The organism is Bremerella sp. P1 (genome assembly GCF_028748185.1).
Classification (GTDB): domain Bacteria; phylum Planctomycetota; class Planctomycetia; order Pirellulales; family Pirellulaceae; genus Bremerella.
Genome location: NZ_CP118164.1, coordinates 339294 through 354436 on the forward strand (window position 1 = coordinate 339294; position 15143 = coordinate 354436).

Annotated in this window: 15 protein-coding genes; 9 read left to right on the top strand and 6 right to left on the bottom strand. The window is 56.0% G+C overall.

What is annotated here, in order from left to right; genetic code table 11:
- Positions 1–136 precede the first annotated feature (136 nt).
- Positions 137–2755, top strand: coding sequence for an EF-hand domain-containing protein (locus PSR63_RS01315; RefSeq protein WP_274330065.1), 2619 nt, complete (start codon positions 137–139; stop codon positions 2753–2755).
- Positions 2756–2761: 6 nt separating this feature from the next.
- Here the strand turns inward: PSR63_RS01315 and PSR63_RS01320 are convergent, their stop codons facing one another.
- Positions 2762–3604, bottom strand: a complete 843-nt coding sequence (locus PSR63_RS01320; protein ID WP_274330066.1) for a hypothetical protein — start codon at positions 3602–3604, stop codon at positions 2762–2764.
- A gap of 152 nt (positions 3605–3756) precedes the next feature.
- A complete protein-coding gene (locus PSR63_RS01325; protein ID WP_274330068.1) occupies positions 3757–5148 on the bottom strand; it encodes a hypothetical protein in 1392 nt (463 codons plus the stop codon).
- 148 nt (positions 5149–5296) lie between these two features.
- Here PSR63_RS01325 and PSR63_RS01330 point away from each other — a divergent pair, with 148 nt between their 5' ends.
- The 4 genes from PSR63_RS01330 to PSR63_RS01345 all read left to right on the top strand — a co-directional run bounded on the left by PSR63_RS01330 (position 5297) and on the right by PSR63_RS01345 (position 8396).
- Positions 5297–5992 (top strand): trimeric intracellular cation channel family protein, encoded by a 696-nt coding sequence (locus PSR63_RS01330; RefSeq protein ID WP_274330069.1) that lies wholly within the window; start codon positions 5297–5299, stop codon positions 5990–5992.
- Positions 5993–6449: 457 nt separating this feature from the next.
- Positions 6450–7487: a DUF1559 domain-containing protein gene (locus PSR63_RS01335; RefSeq protein WP_274330070.1), complete on the top strand. Its 1038-nt coding sequence runs from the start codon at positions 6450–6452 to the stop codon at positions 7485–7487.
- 122 nt (positions 7488–7609) lie between these two features.
- Entirely contained in the window at positions 7610–8029 is a 420-nt protein-coding gene (locus PSR63_RS01340; protein ID WP_274330071.1) for a hypothetical protein, read from the top strand.
- Positions 8030–8078: 49 nt separating this feature from the next.
- Complete coding sequence (locus tag PSR63_RS01345; RefSeq protein WP_274330073.1) at positions 8079–8396, top strand: hypothetical protein; 318 nt, start codon at positions 8079–8081, stop codon at positions 8394–8396.
- An 83-nt stretch (positions 8397–8479) separates the two neighbouring features.
- Here the strand turns inward: PSR63_RS01345 and PSR63_RS01350 are convergent, their stop codons facing one another.
- Positions 8480–8830 (bottom strand): hypothetical protein, encoded by a 351-nt coding sequence (locus PSR63_RS01350; protein WP_274330075.1) that lies wholly within the window; start codon positions 8828–8830, stop codon positions 8480–8482.
- Positions 8831–9176: 346 nt separating this feature from the next.
- Here PSR63_RS01350 and PSR63_RS01355 point away from each other — a divergent pair, with 346 nt between their 5' ends.
- Positions 9177–10214, top strand: a complete 1038-nt coding sequence (locus PSR63_RS01355; RefSeq protein ID WP_274330077.1) for an MBL fold metallo-hydrolase — start codon at positions 9177–9179, stop codon at positions 10212–10214.
- Between the two features lie 215 nt (positions 10215–10429).
- Positions 10430–11101 carry a hypothetical protein gene (locus tag PSR63_RS01360; protein ID WP_274330078.1) on the top strand — a complete coding sequence of 224 codons (672 nt, stop codon included), beginning with the start codon at positions 10430–10432 and terminating at the stop codon, positions 11099–11101.
- A gap of 252 nt (positions 11102–11353) precedes the next feature.
- Here the strand turns inward: PSR63_RS01360 and PSR63_RS01365 are convergent, their stop codons facing one another.
- A complete protein-coding gene (locus PSR63_RS01365) occupies positions 11354–11731 on the bottom strand; it encodes a hypothetical protein (protein ID WP_274330079.1) in 378 nt (125 codons plus the stop codon).
- Between the two features lie 173 nt (positions 11732–11904).
- Here PSR63_RS01365 and proC point away from each other — a divergent pair, with 173 nt between their 5' ends.
- Together proC and PSR63_RS01375 are read left to right on the top strand one after the other, a co-directional pair.
- On the top strand, positions 11905–12720 hold the full coding sequence (gene proC, locus PSR63_RS01370; RefSeq protein WP_274330081.1) for a pyrroline-5-carboxylate reductase: 816 nt from the start codon (positions 11905–11907) through the stop codon (positions 12718–12720).
- 72 nt (positions 12721–12792) lie between these two features.
- A complete protein-coding gene (locus tag PSR63_RS01375) occupies positions 12793–13044 on the top strand; it encodes a hypothetical protein (protein ID WP_274330082.1) in 252 nt (83 codons plus the stop codon).
- A gap of 115 nt (positions 13045–13159) precedes the next feature.
- Here PSR63_RS01375 and PSR63_RS01380 read toward each other — a convergent pair whose 3' ends face one another.
- Both PSR63_RS01380 and ettA read right to left on the bottom strand, forming a co-directional pair.
- Positions 13160–13354 (bottom strand): hypothetical protein, encoded by a 195-nt coding sequence (locus tag PSR63_RS01380; protein ID WP_274330083.1) that lies wholly within the window; start codon positions 13352–13354, stop codon positions 13160–13162.
- A gap of 103 nt (positions 13355–13457) precedes the next feature.
- Positions 13458–15131: an energy-dependent translational throttle protein EttA gene (gene ettA, locus PSR63_RS01385; RefSeq protein ID WP_274330085.1), complete on the bottom strand. Its 1674-nt coding sequence runs from the start codon at positions 15129–15131 to the stop codon at positions 13458–13460.
- Positions 15132–15143 lie beyond the last annotated feature (12 nt).

Below are 15143 nucleotides of genomic sequence, written 5' to 3' on the forward strand. Positions count from 1 at the left end.
AGCACCCGAAGATCCGCACTGATTCAAGTTGATCCACTTCATGATGACCGTTACCATCTAAGCTTCCGGGGCCAGCCCGATATCCCGGTGAACGAGGCATTTCGCCTCCACTCTTCTTACGAAATGACGATCGAAAATGAAGTGGCGTTTTGCTCACCCTGGTCATGCCCCCAAATCACAACGTCCCTCGCGTGCCTGGCGTCGCTTGGAAACGCTTGAAGCCCGCAATCTTCTGGCCGCTGATCCGGTTTTGTTTTCGCTGACGACCCAGGTGCAAACAGGCGACTCTGTCGAGTTGGTAGCCCGGGTACTACCCGATTCCGCAACTCCGTTGGCCGATCATTTCGGAGATATTCTCGTCGATCAGGAAATGGTCCAACTGACCAGTCCCCTGGGCGGCATCTTCGTCGACGGAAAGCACTATATCTATGGTAGCCACAACACCCAGTGGGAACTCTGGGAAGAAGACCCGTTGGTGATCCCCCAAGAACTCGTGGCCGCGTATCAGGCCGATGAAACCATCACCTTGCTGGACTCGCTGCTGGTGGCCGATGGCGTCACGGATCGTCGGTGGGGAAGTATCTATTCGGCAGCCGTGCTGCCCGATGGCTCGCTGGTCTTTGTCGGAGAGAGCGAAGCCAATTGGAATCCGGAAGATACGTCTCAATACTTCTATGAGCCAACGTATTGGTACGATCCTGCTTCACCACAAACCGTGCAGTTCGATAGCTCGACCAGTGGCCTGGGCCGCATCAACGACATCTCGGAAACCGGAACGATTGTCGGCAACGAATTCGATGGCCTGAATTCGCCTTACTTTGGTTCCGTGGATGACCCACAGTGGGAACGGGTACCGGCCACCAACGGCGTTCAGCGGAATCTCGGGCTCGGCATTCTCAATGTTTCCCGAGACGGCAAGTTCGCGATTGATGCCGACAATGCGACCACCGATTCCCAAGCCATTCTCATGTATGACGAGGTCCTTGGCTTCGACTACTTCAACCATTCCCACTTCGATCCGATCGATGTTTCCGCCGGCCTCTCTTGGATTCTCAGCGCCGAGACCGACGACGCTGGCAATACTTATTTCGCCGGCCAAGGCTACGCCGACGATGGAGCAATCCATGTCGCGTTCTGGGATCAGGACGGCAACCTGGTCGGAGACTACGTGGTCGGCAATCTTTTCGACGCCGCCTCGCAGTTCGCAGGCTTTAGTGACTTTGCCGTAGTCGATGGGCAGGTCATTGCCGCCGTTAATGTGTCCGGCGATTCGATGCTTGTCCGTATGTCCGATGGCGATACGGTGGCGGTGTCGGACCTGGTCGGAACGCCGGTTTACTTCGATGGCCTGCTGGGCGGGCTTTATGCCGACGAAGGCAAACTCGGCATGCTTCTGCTAACCGTCGAAGACGCCAACGACACCGACATACATGGCCTGCAAGGAGAGTTCGAGTTATTCACCACCGTGATTGCGACCACCGGCTTCAACGCGAACGAGTACGAGTTCCACTTCGACTACGACGGCGACGGGAACACCGATGAAATCGTGACCGAAATTGGTTCGGCCGTGGAAAACGTTACTTACGACCTGCCTGGCATCTATATGCCGACGGTCACCATCTACGACAGCGAGAACAACCTGGTAGGGACCGAGACGCTAGAGGTGGCCGTCTCGCCGAAGTGGGCGGTCGATATCCAATTGGTTCACGACGACCAGACACAAGATCCTGGTACCGTTAGCAGCACCACGGCCGATGCCCCTGAGTTCACGGAATGGGACAACGTGAACGCCGAAATCTGGCTGACTCTGAACGCGGACGTACCGACCGAGAATTTCGACCTGACCTTCGCCATGCAGGCCTCGGCCGACTGGCTGACTGATCCCGTCTGGCTGTCGAACTTGGGCGAGAACCCGATGATCGTTGAAGTGGACGGGGACATGCCCTATCTGTTGATCACCGTCGAGAACATTGACCTGAGTACCTATGTCGAGGGCAATCGTATTCTGATCGGGACGATCATCTTCCCGGTTACTAGCAGCGATGCGGTTGGTATGCCGATCGGTGATGGTGGGGCGTATTTTGAACCTTTCAACCAAGATGGCTTCCAGTTGTATCAAGCCAAGATCGGCGACGGCAATCAACTGCTGGATCGACAACGCCAGATCTCCAGCAGTTTCCTGCCGATGATTTACGACTCCGACGACGATGGCAAGGTTGGCCTGACCGACTTCGCCAACTTCATTTCCCAATTCGGCCAGATCGTTGGCATCGACGATCCCGAAGCCTACCTGTACGACTACAACCAGGATGGCAAAGTAAACCTGGCCGACTTCGCGTTGTTCATCAGCGAGTTCGGCCAGAAGAAAGACCTCGGCACCCAGCCCGTCGAGCCTGCCCGGACCTTTAGTACACCGACACTACCTCCGGTAGAAGCGGAGCCGCTCGTGGTCACTGCGCCTGCGATCCGCTTGGAAGGAGAACCGGAAAGCTCTCCAGTCGTGCCGTTGGAACTCGGCTTCGATTCGTCGCTGGCGACCTCACAGGAAAGCGATTCCCAGCCTGCCGAGCAAAGTCCGTTGGCTGAACCATCCGAGTCCGCAGAGCCCGTTCTCTCCAGCTTCGACGCCCAAGCGATCGATGCCATGCTGCTAGAAGACGAGGAAAGCGAGATGCTCCTGGGAGACTGGACCGTGGAAGAAGACGGCCTGGAAGAGACAGACGTTCTGTTGTCGGCCGCAGAAGATCTACTGTAGCTTTGGTTATTTGCTACCGTCGTCGAACAGGCGTCGCTGTTGACGCTTGTTTCGGAAGAGGCCTGTCTTGGCTGCCGTCGGATTGGTGGTCTCGGCGGCGACTTCGTAGTTCAAAAGCTGAACGGTCGTCTTTGATTTGATTTTGCCATTGGCATCGTAGGCGGTCATCCAGGTACCCACCACAAACCCAGGCACCTCGGTGCATTGGGCCTCGACCGTTTCGGTCGTCTCTTCAGCAGAGGTCGTCTTCTGCACGATGAACGCGACCGTCTTAATCTCGGTCAGCACCGGGTACGGCTTGTTCAATGCGACCACTTCCGAAACCATTTCCTTCTGCGGTGCCTCGGCTCCTTCGGGAGTAAAAGCGTGTTCGCGGCGAAGAATGAATGGTGGCGTGTTCGCGTTGTAGTAGACCTTGCCGGTGATCTTGGTCGGGTCGCCCAGAACCTCCATCTGACGCACTTCGCAGGTATAAGGCTTGCCGAGAATCGAGATCTTCTTTTCACCCGCCGGGGTGATGCGAACGCGTTGGCCTCCGGTTTGCCCGTTCAGTCCACTGCGGAACTCACGGATCGGCTTCTCGAAGACCTGGCCGCTCACTTCTGACTTGGCTTCGCGTTCCAGGACGATGTAGTCCTTGCCAACTTCCTTCAAACGGACGGTCAGCGTGGTCGTCATCGACGAAACCAGTTCGCCGTCTTTGAACGTTTCGGTAACCTGTCGGACTTGCTTCCACGAGCCTTCGGGAAAGCTGGCCCACTCGTGATGTTCGTGCGGGACGAGCAGTTCCTGCGCTTGCCCCAAGAGGGGCAAAATCAGCACGAACATTATGGCGACTGCTCGAAGCATCAAAGATCTCGCAACAGTGGTAGTAAGTGGGACCTATATACGCAAAGCAGCGTACGCAGGAAACGGACGCTGCTTAAAGCTTATCTTGCCTAAGCTACCTTATCCTGGGTTTGCTTGCATCCAAGAGGGCTGATTTAGCCCTTCAACTCGCACTATTTTTCGGTATTTCCCATACCATCCCCCTCATACGTATTATTTTCTGGCACTAACTTGCTCACCAGCTGCGCGTCATTACGGGGGAATAATGTCCGCAAATCGAGGACGATCTCCTCGCCATTCTGGCTCCAACACGCTACCGAGGGGAATCCGGCCAGGTGAGCCTGCAGCGTTTCGGCCCCCTCAGGCGACGGCTTGAGCGTCACGTGCCGCGTCGGCAATTTGATGCCGCCCGGCAGGACGAACGCTTCGGCCGAGCTCGCCTCGGCTTCCGCAATCCAAGGAGAAACCGAGAGCTGTTCGACCAGCCGCGTTGCCCGCAGATCTAAGTTCTCTTCCGATGTCGACAGAAGCGACATCACCGGGATGCGGTCGTCGACACGTTCGCCCGACTGATGAATCCGCAAGGCGACTTCCAACTCGGCCAGGCTCGCCGGTGGCGTCTGCAAGTACCGGGCAATCGGAACTTCCGACAACTTAGAAACACAATCGGCTTTGCCCAGCACAATCGCGCAGCCAGGGCCTCCCAGCAGGAAGCCACCACCCACAAGCACCGCGTCGGCTCCAGCACTCAAGGCCTGCTTCGCGCTGCAGAGGCCCAGCTCTTCATGGATCGCCTCAGGCAGCAGACCCGCCACCCCCAGTGCCACCCACAGCGACGCGCCGGAAGCTTTCAGCGTTTTGATCGCTTCGAGCGTCGGCGGAAAGACATCCGAGCCACTGGCCACAAAGTTTGTCTTGTCCAACCACAACAGGTGCTCGGCGTCTGCTTCGATCTCGCCCGCCAGCGCGGCCAGGTCGATCTGGTTACTCGAACCGACTTCCTGCACGCCGGCTTCCACCAGCAGCTTGGGCATGGCAATTTGGTCGAAGGTCGACGACATCTGCGAACGCGACACAAACGTCTTCTGCCCGCTGAGTGCCTGGGAGATTAGGTAGAAAGCTGCCTGACGGTCGCTGACGATCAACGCGGCCTCGGCACCGGTCATCTCGCACAGCAACTGTTCGATTGCCTGACGATAGTTTTCCTGGGCGGTTGCCTGGCGGTAATCATGACGGCGAGCATGGGCCTGGACGAGAATCTCTTCGGCGATCGGCCCTGCGGGAAAATCGGCCCCCAGTACCTGTCCGGTCGCATTGATCACCTCAGGCCGGCTCAGCCCGCGTTGGCCAAGAATCCAATCCGAGATCTCACTGGCCAGGCTCTGCAGCGACGCATACGGCAGCGTCGGAGCGGCCTCCATGGCCATCTTCTGGTACGGCTGCAGATACGCTTTCACGCCTTCGGCGACCGTACTGCTGGAAACCTTATGGGCCAGGTCCTTCAGCGGACGCAGTTCCATGAGCTGAGAAATGGAAGGAATACGATTAACAGGTGAATCCGACATGGGGCACTCTCCACTAGTAACGAAGCATGTCCCTATTATGCCTGCTAAGTACCCTGATCTAAAACGGTAGGGGAGGTAGAATTTTTCTTGGCAGCACCTGACCGATGGAAGGACGAGCACACATGCGTACCGACGAGACAATCCGCCCATGATTACGCCTGACGAATCACTCAGTACCAGCATTCTGGTCATGATGTATTTTGGCGAAGTGGTGTTCGCCGTCAGTGGTGCGCTCACCGCAGCTCGCTATCGCATGGACATCGTCGGTTACACGATGGTCGGTACCGTGACTGGGATCGGCGGAGGGACCGTCCGCGATCTGCTACTGGGGCGAACCGTTTGGTGGACCGAAGACCCGACCGAGCTACTCCTCTGCGTGACAGCCTCGCTGGTCACTTACTTCTTCATCCGGCATGACATCTCGCACCGCCGCGGCATGATCTGGGCCGATGCGTTGGGGCTGTCGGTATTCGGCGTGGTCGGCTGCCACATTGCCCTCGCGTTTGGAGCTCCCTTCGTCATCGCCGTCTTCATGGGCATGATCACCGCCACCGGTGGAGGCGTCATCCGCGACGTGTTAACCAATAACGTCCCGATCATTATTTCGTCAGGCCAACCCTACGCGACGGTCGCTTTGTTAGGCTCGCTTTGCTATGCAACACTGCGTTACTTGGAAGTCCCCGAGATCCCCTCCGAGACCGTGGCCTGCGGGGCAGCGTTTGCTTTGAGAGCTTGTGCGATTGTCTTCGACATCCGCACGGGACCGCCTGGTGAGTTCGTTCGGTTTGGAAACAAGGCTCAGGCATCCAATCCGGGTGAAACCAGCGAAAAGACAAGCGACTGAAGCCGTCAGCGCACGCCGTGATTGACTATCCGCCAGAGATTTTTTGGTGCATTTGCGACACGGCAAAAACCAAAACGCAATTCGCCGCAAAAAAATGCCAAAAAAGTCTAGAAGACGTTTTCTTACAAAAGCGGGCGTTCTCTGTTTGTGCCTACCGAGAGTCAGCTCACTCTCTTCATAGACGCGTCGCGTCCTATCGCGTGCCGAAGAATTGCATCAAGCGGAAAAGCTCTGAAGTTAGAAAGAGCTGCGAAACGCCGCTGAGAGCCCCATGGCCGAAAGTTACAAAGCACAAAAATTCTGTCTGCGCAGTTTCTCACAATCCCGACAAAAACAGCTAGACACAATTCGCACTCGCAGTAGCATTCAAGCCGTGGTAACGCAGAAGTGGTTCTTGCGTAAATCATATAAGTCATACCACTTATATCGTTTCTCTTCTCAAGCGGTAAATCGACTCATGCACTACTCGATCAAAGACACTGACATCGTTTCGAAACAGAAGAAGGCTGGTTTCACGCTCGTGGAACTTTTGGTGGTGATTGCCATCATCGGCGTCTTGGTTGCTCTCTTGTTGCCGGCCGTTCAGCAGGCACGCGAGGCAGCACGACGCATGCAATGCACCAACAACTTGAAGCAACTGGCTCTGGCGACTCACAACCATCACGACACCTTCAACAGCATGCCGGTTTCGAGCCAGAACACCGACTTCGCTCCTGGCGGACGTTATCGCTGGGGCTGGGGATCGCTGATTCTGCCATTCATCGAGCAGACGGCTCTCTACGAACTGTGCCAACAGCAGAAGTCGGCTGCCTGGGGTATGAGCGATGCGAACCGGGTCGCCGCTTACACGACCCCGCTCGAAGCTTTCATGTGCCCATCGTGCCCGGTCGATCCGAATGCACCCAACGGCCTGTATGTCACGGCGTCGTGGGACACCATGCAATTCAGCAAGTCGAACTACCTGGCCAACGGCGGCCTCTGCAGTACCTGGGGTTCGTCCGCCAACGGCAAACGCGCCTATATGGGACCGTGGGTCAAATGCTCGAAGCAAGGGCTCAATTTCGCCTCGATCACCGATGGCCTGTCCAACACAATCCTGCTGGGTGAAGGGGGAGGCAAAGCGGCCGATCCTGCTGACGATGACCGCATGCCTGGCTTGTGGGGTGGAACCACCAACGATCGCAACGCCCAGCCGGAACTGGTTCGACATACCTTCAAGAAGCTGAACTCCGGCGAAACGACCGCGTTTGGCAGCTATCACCCAGGCGGTGCCAACTTCGCCCTCTGCGACGGTTCGGTTCGATTCCTGCCGGAAACGATCAACTCGAATAACGTCGGACAGAACTGGGGATACAGCCATGACGACAGCGCTCGCGTCGCCCAAGTCGAACAGGCAGTCCGAGACGGCGTGAACGCATCGAGTTTTTCCAATCGCTTGGGCATCTATCAAATGCTCAGCATCCGCGACGATGCTGGCGTGCTGGGCGATTTCTAATCGCGACTTGCCCCGCGGCCGTCTGCCGTTCTATCAAACCCAAACCAGGGACTGCGTCTTAAGCGTCCCTGGTGACTCGAACATTCACTCATCCATTCGCGAAAATCAGTGAGGCTACTGATATGGTCATCCGCGTAACATCGGTTCTTACGACCTCCCTTTTTATCCTTCTGACTATCTCCGGCTGCGGTGGCGGCATGCCCAGTGTCACCGGCATGGTCACCATCGACGGTCAGCCAGCTCCTCCAGGGCTGCAAATCGATTTTCAACCTGACGTCCCCAACTCTTCCTCTTCGACGGGATACACGGATGAAGCGGGGCACTACGAGATGAAGTTCACGCCCTCCAAACCAGGCGTCATGCTGGGCGTGAGCAAAGTCCAGGTTTACGTTCCCCGCAAAATGAACTCCGATGGCATCCCAGCGATTCCTCCGCAACTCAAAGGGGTTAAAATCCCCAAAGAGTACAACGAGGACTCGACATTGACCTTCGCTGTCGAAAACGGCTCGAACACGTTCGATATTAATATCGACTCGAAGTAGAACTTGGGTCGGCGAGCCTCGGTCTGCCTAACGAGGCTACTAGTGATCCATGGCGAAAGATTCCGACAAAAAGCGGGTACTGGAAAAGCGTCGTGTCGAACTGCTGCATTCGATCGAGCACGACGCGGACCAAGAGATGATCCAAAAACGCGTCATCAAACTACTCGAGGCGATCTACGCCGTCGCGAAGAAGGAACAGTCTCGCATTCATCCATTCACTTCCGAAGCCAAGAACGAACAGCTGCAAGCGATCAAACGCGGCTGGGAGTCCTTAGCCATGGAGAAAGTCGTGGCCATCGTCGCGGGGTGGCCTGAGAATCCAACCTATCGAGAAGTTCAGGCGATCGTCGACAGTCCATTGCCATAGCGTCCTCAACGACGCTACCACTCCGCCAAGTCTCTTAGGGTGTTCTTCGCCGGCCATCTCACGTTCTGTGAACGATGACTCGCTTAACGATCGGTGTATTCGCTCTCCTGCTCGGTGATCGTCAAGTTCGTCACCCAAGTGATCTGGCAGGCATGACAAATCAACAAAACGTTTTCATCGTCCTCCGCTTGCTCCATCGATGTGGCACCACAATTGGGACAAGCAAACGAGGCAAGCTTTCTACGCTTGTAAACGTAGCCTAGGGCCAAGGCAAACACGATTACGACGGCGCCCGTGATGATGCCTGCGTACGGAATGTGTAGATACACTTCCAGAAAGACACCCAGCGAAACCAGCAGAAGAAACGGAGCAACAATCCAGGCAGAAGCCGGCTGCACTACTTCTTCCGGGCATACATACGGACGACGTTCCATAAAAGCCTGAACCTCAGAGAAGAACGCATGGCACGCGCAGCGCAGTGATTCACCAAGCTTCCTACAGTACGCCACTGCGGCCCTCGGCAGTGTGAATCTTGAATACGGATGAACCAATGTAGCAGCTGCACGTCTAATAACGTATTCCCCCGCGACATACAGGCTCCACCAAGATCCCTTCATTATCCCATGGAAAGGCCTCGAAGCAGGTGGCCGTTGCTACCGATGTTGTCGATGCTTGACCCAAGTTGGTTGCATGTCCGCGGCGGTAAAAGGAAGATAATGAGTAGGGCGATTTACCTCATTGAAACACCGCTGATTTCGCCCCAATCCCAAAAGAGAGGCCATGACAATTCACTTTGAAGTGCTTGGCGAACCAGGCCGCGATAACGCGCTGTATGTCACCATCGACACGGGACAATCGGTTCATCGCCTCTTATTCGATTGCGGCGATGGCGTGCTGGACTTGGTCTCGCTTTCGGATATTCAGCATGTCGAAGCCCTCTTCTTTTCTCACTTTCACTTCGATCACATCGCCGGCTTCGATTTCTTCTTTCGGCTGAACTGGTATCGTCACGAAAATCCAGTAAACATTCTCGGCCCCGCCGAAACGCAAAGGGTCATTCCTCATCGGCTTCAAGGAGTCACCTGGAATCTGGTGGAAGGACTTTCTGGCGAGATCCACGTGGCTAGTCTCGATGGCGACGAGGTCCACACCGCAACCTACCACGTCCAGGATGGTTTTCAGCAACCACGTAAGCGAAGAAGCGAACCCTTCACCGGAGTAATCTATCGTTCCGATGCCTTCGAGGTGGTTGCCGTCCCGCTGCCTCATGGAACGACAAGCCTTGGATACATTGTCCGCGAGTTCGACAAAAAAAATGTCGACATGCACGCCCTGGAAGCCAAGGGCATGAAGCCGGGCCCGTGGCTCCAGGCCGTCAAGGATGCCCATCGCCCTGATGCTGAAACCATCGAGACCCAAGACGGAATGAAGACCCTTGGAGAATTGCGTGAAGCGATTCTGGTCACCCAAGCCGGCGACAGCATCGCTTACCTGACCGATTTCTATTTAGACAATCCATCAACAAAAGAGCGATTAATCACCCAGCTCAAGAATTGTCGAGTGCTTGTTTGCGAAAACAACTACGCCGATGCCGATCGGGATCTGGCCGTCAAGAACTTCCACATGACCTCGTCCGATGTGGGGCAACTCGCCGCTGAAATCCAACCAGAACAACTCATTCTCTTTCACCTTTCCGATCGCTACACCCAGCCGCAGTGGCAAGGCCAATTACACGAAGTCCGGCAACACTTCCCCAAGGCCCAATTCCCCAAGCGATGGGCAGAGCGTTTTGCGTTGTCGTCAGAAGATGAGCGATGACGATCGAAAGCACTTCTAGCTTGTGAATTTCTAAGCACAACCAACAAAATTTCGCGCGCACTATCTTCAGGTACCCTCAGGCTGGTATACCTAAACCTTGCACGGGAACTCTTCCCGAACAGTCATCGCCTTCTCGCGGTGTTTTATCCTCTCAAGTCTCAGTGGCCTGCCCGCGCAAACGTGAGCAGTCGCCCTTAACCGTAACGAGTATCCCTATGTCTTCACCAAGCCCACAACCTGAACAGCACGGAGCGTTCTTAAGCGAACACGCTCCACAGGTTGTCGTGCGCGCGGGGAAGACCTTTGTGTGCTCGAGTTGTGGAGTGCTGATCGAGATCCCAGAGGATGTCGTGGGGCAGTTGGTCGTGGCAGTCGGTCCTTCGTCCCAGGAACCGCCTGTCGCGGAAGAGCCTGTTGATGCAGCGCCTTCCCAAGACGAAGCTGCGTTAGCGGCTTCATCACCGACCCAACCGGTTTTGGCCAACGGCGCAGCGCGAGTTGCTACTGCGCCAAAGCATCGGCCGCCGCGTCCAAAACGCCCGCAAGCACCGAAGCCGAACGGTTTCGCTGGCGAGACGATCGACGGGCTACGCGTTCCTTCGAGCCATGAACTGGATCGCGCCCTGGCGTGGGTTTCGTTTCACCTGAAAGTGCTCGACCGGCAAGGCAGCGAAATCAAGCGGCTGCAGAAGCTCTTGAAGAAGCAAGCAACCGGTCCGGTGCCAAAACCAAGTCCGCTTGGGCGTGTGGCAGAGGTCTCTCGGGAAGCCCCAATTGATCACGGCAGCAGTGTCAGCCCAAGCCACGCCCATGCAGACTTGGTCGCGGCACCCGCTATGGATCACCAGAGCGAACGTGGCCCGCCGAAGCGACGCGGACCGCCATAAAATCCTGTCCCCTCTTCCTCGCAGGGAGAGGGCTAGGGTGAGGGTTTGCTAAGCGAGCGTTGCCTCGCATCGAACGCAAGAAGTTCCGTACCGATCGGGACACCGTTCACGCATGCGCTGCCAACGCGGCGAGATGCCCCTCACCCTAACCCTCTCCCCCTAGGGGCGAGGGGACCAGAGATGCGCGCACGAAAAAACCGCCCTGTGGGGAGCCAGGGCGGTTTCTAGGAATTGGCTTGTCCGACACTTCGCTTAGAACTTGGCACGTTCCATGTCTAAGAAGTCGCTGACCGTTTGTGGCGGGCCTGGTTCGGGCTCGGAATACATCCAATCGAACCAACCTGGCTCTTCTTGTTTCTGTTTATTGCGATAACCGCCGTTATAGCTGTATCGCTGCTTCTTCTTATGGTCGTCGGCGTCGTTGAACGGATTCATGTAGTCCGCCGTCTTGTAGAAGAAGTTCTTCGTGTTGTTGTTGATTTTAGAAAGCGTGCTGGGGCCGCTCGACTTCTTTTTCGACGAACTCATCCAGCTCATCGGGTTGTACCACTCGGCGGAAGCAATCGTCGGTACGGAAACCACACATACGCAAACGAGTGTCCAGATGACCAATTGTTTGTTACGAATCATTTCTCCGACTCCCTCTGTAGAAATATGGCAGGGGCGGATAGTTGCAACTTGGCCAGAGCGTGTCTAGATCAATTTGAATATTTTCTGACGGGGTGCCAGCATGCAAGCCGATTGTTCCCCCAACCGATATTACGTAGAGTGTCTGCACCTTTAGCAGCTATGAGGAAGCATTGATGTCAACGAATTCACCCCGCGTGGGTTTTCTCGGTGCCGGCCAGATGGCCTTGGCCATGGCGCATGGCTTTGTCGCTCGCGGCGGTATCCCCGGGGCGAACATCCTGGCCGCCGATCCGTTTGAGCAAGCCCGAACTCGTTTCGAGAAAGAGATTTCCGGAGCCAAGACGACCGACAACAACCAAGAGGTCATCGACCAGAGCGATGTCGTCATTCTTGCGGTCAAACCGCAGATGATGGCCGATGCGGCCAAGTCGCTGAGCAAGGTCCCCAGCAAGTGCCTGCTGATCTCGATTGCGGCGGGAGTCACCCTAAAGCGGCTAAATTCGCTATTTTCCACCGAGCGAGTCATTCGCGTCATGCCCAACACGCCGTGCCTGGTGGGGCTGTCGGCTTGCGCTTTCTCCGCAAATGAAGGCTTCGCCCCTGAAGACTTCGAGCTGACTCAAACCTTGCTCGAGTCGACCGGGATCGCCTTTCAGGTCCCGGAAAAGCAGTTGGACGCGGTCACGGGCCTGTCAGGCAGCGGCCCGGCGTTTGTCTACATGATGATCGAAGCGATGAGCGATGCTGGCGTCCGGCAAGGCTTGCCGCGGGCCATCGCGTTGCAGTTGGCAGCACAAACCGTAAAGGGTGCCGCTGAAATGGTTTTGGCGACTGGGCAGCATCCGGCGGCACTGAAAGACAACGTAACCAGCCCCGGCGGGACGACGATTGCCGGCGTGCATGAGCTCGACAAAAAGGGCTTCCGCGGAGCAATTATCGACGCGATTTCGGCCGCCGCCGAGCGTTCTCGAGAATTAGGGCAGGATTGACAACGCAAACCGCCGATGCCAGTAATATAATGAAATGGTTAAAGAGACTGCCTGCATGATAAGGAGTCGCCCATGAGTTCGCTCTTTTGCATCATCGACGACAAGCATGTACCGATCTATCGCATCTTATGGATCTCGGACGTACCACACTTCTGTGGTGAAGACGATTGCCAGTGCGAAGGCCGCTACGAAGTTCGCCTGGAACAAGGCGAGTCACTGTGGACCAATCGCGAGGAACGCGACGAAGTCCTGAAGGTTCTCGAAAAGTGGCACACCGGGGACGACCTGGACGCCGGGGGATCTGATTCCGAGAACTGGTCGTAAAACGGAAAAACTAAGCTCATACACCATATAAAAAGGACCTGGCCGATATCGACCAGGTCCTTGTTTTTTGGAGATCTGAGTTTTCCCGGATCATTCCACCAGGCAGCAAACCGGACTACTTTTTGGCAGTCTTCTTCTTAGCGGCCTTTTTCTTGGGAGCAGCGGTGCTCGCTTTCTTTCCGCTCGATTTGGCGGAAGCTTTGCTCGTCGACTTTTTGGTGGTGGACTTCTTTTTGGCAGGGGCCTTGCCGAAAGCCGACTCCCAACCGGTAGCGTACTTTTCGGTGGAACCCACGCGAATGATAGACACGGTAAAAACCTCCTAGAAACTGATATGCCCTGAGCGGATGTCAGGTTCGTGAATCATTGTGTTAGTTAAAAACGTTTTTCGCCGGCAGGTCAAGGACCAATCGTTAGCGCTGCAACTTCTTGTACTTGAATCGATGGGGCTCGTCAGCGCTGACTCCCAATCGTTCTTTCCGCTGACGTTCGTAGGTATCGAAGTTTCCTTCGCACCAGTGGACGTAGCCATCGCCTTCGAAGGCCAGGATATGCGTTGCAATTCGATCCAAGAACCAGCGATCGTGGCTCGTGACGACCACGCAGCCCGCATAGTTCAAAATGGCTTCTTCCAAAGCACGCAGCGTGTCGACGTCCAAGTCGTTCGTCGGTTCGTCCAACAGCAGGACGTTCGAGCCGCGTCGCAGAAGCGTCGCCAGGTGCACGCGGTTGCGTTCACCACCAGAAAGCACGCCGACCTTCTTTTCCTGGTCCGGGCCTTTGAAATTGAAGCGGGAGACGTATGCCCGGGCGTTGATCTTACGTTTACCAAGCTCGATCGTATCGTGACCGCCGCTGATCTCCTGGAAGACGGTCTTCTCCGCGTCGAGCGCGTCACGCGACTGATCGACGTAGCCGAGCTCAACCGTATCACCGATGACGATTTCGCCCGAGTCAGGCGTATCTTGGCCGGTCAGCATACGGAACAGCGTGGTCTTACCGGCACCGTTGGGACCGATGATGCCGACGATCCCGCCCGGCGGCAGGCGGAAGTTGAGGTCTTCGACCAGCAGCCGATCGCCGAAGCCTTTGTTGACGTTCTTCACGTCGATGACCTGATCGCCCAGACGCTTGCCCGAGGGGATCTGGATTTCAAATTCGTCCGGCTGATCTTCGTACTGCTCGGCGACCAACTTCTCGTAGGCGTTGATACGGGCCTTACCCTTGGACTGCTTTGCCTTGGCGGAAGAGCGGATCCACTCCAGTTCCTTCTCCAAGGTCTTCTGGCGGGCTTCGCTTTGCTTCTCTTCGACGGCCAGACGCTTTTGCTTCTGTTCCAGCCACGAAGAGTAATTGCCTTCGAATGGAATGCCCTTGCCGCGGTCGAGTTCCAGAATCCAGCCGGCTACGTTGTCCAGGAAGTAACGATCGTGGGTCACGGCGACGATCGTGCCGGGGTACGCGGCCAGGTGATGCTCGAGCCACAGAATCGATTCGGCGTCCAAGTGGTTCGTTGGTTCGTCCAGCAGCAGCAGGTCAGGCTTGCGAAGCAGTAACTGGCACAAAGCCACACGGCGGCGTTCACCACCAGACAGGTTCGTGACGCCAGACTCGGGATCCGGCAGGTTCATCGCGTTCATCGCGATTTCGATTTCGCGATCGAGCTCCCAGCTGTTGGTCGCTTCGATCTTATCCTGCAAAACGCCCATCTCTTCGTAGAGGGCGTTCATCTCGTCTTCCGGCAAATCTTCGCCTAATTTGCCGGTAATTTCGTTGAATCGCGTGAGCAAGCCACGTCGTTCGGCGACGGCTTCCTCGACGTTCTCCAGGACATTCTTACTCTCGTCGAGCTGCGGTTCTTGCGGAAGATAGCCTACCGTAAACCCATCGCTAAGACGGGCTTCTCCGTCAAATTCTTTGTCGATGCCGGCCATGATCTTCAACAGAGTTGATTTTCCGGCACCATTTCGGCCAAGAACTCCAATTTTTGCGCCTGGATAGAATGCTAGCCAGACTTCCTTTAATATCTCGCGCGGACCAATCTTCTTGGTCAACTGCTCCATCTGGAAGATGTATTTCTTGCTCATTGAAATCGTCAA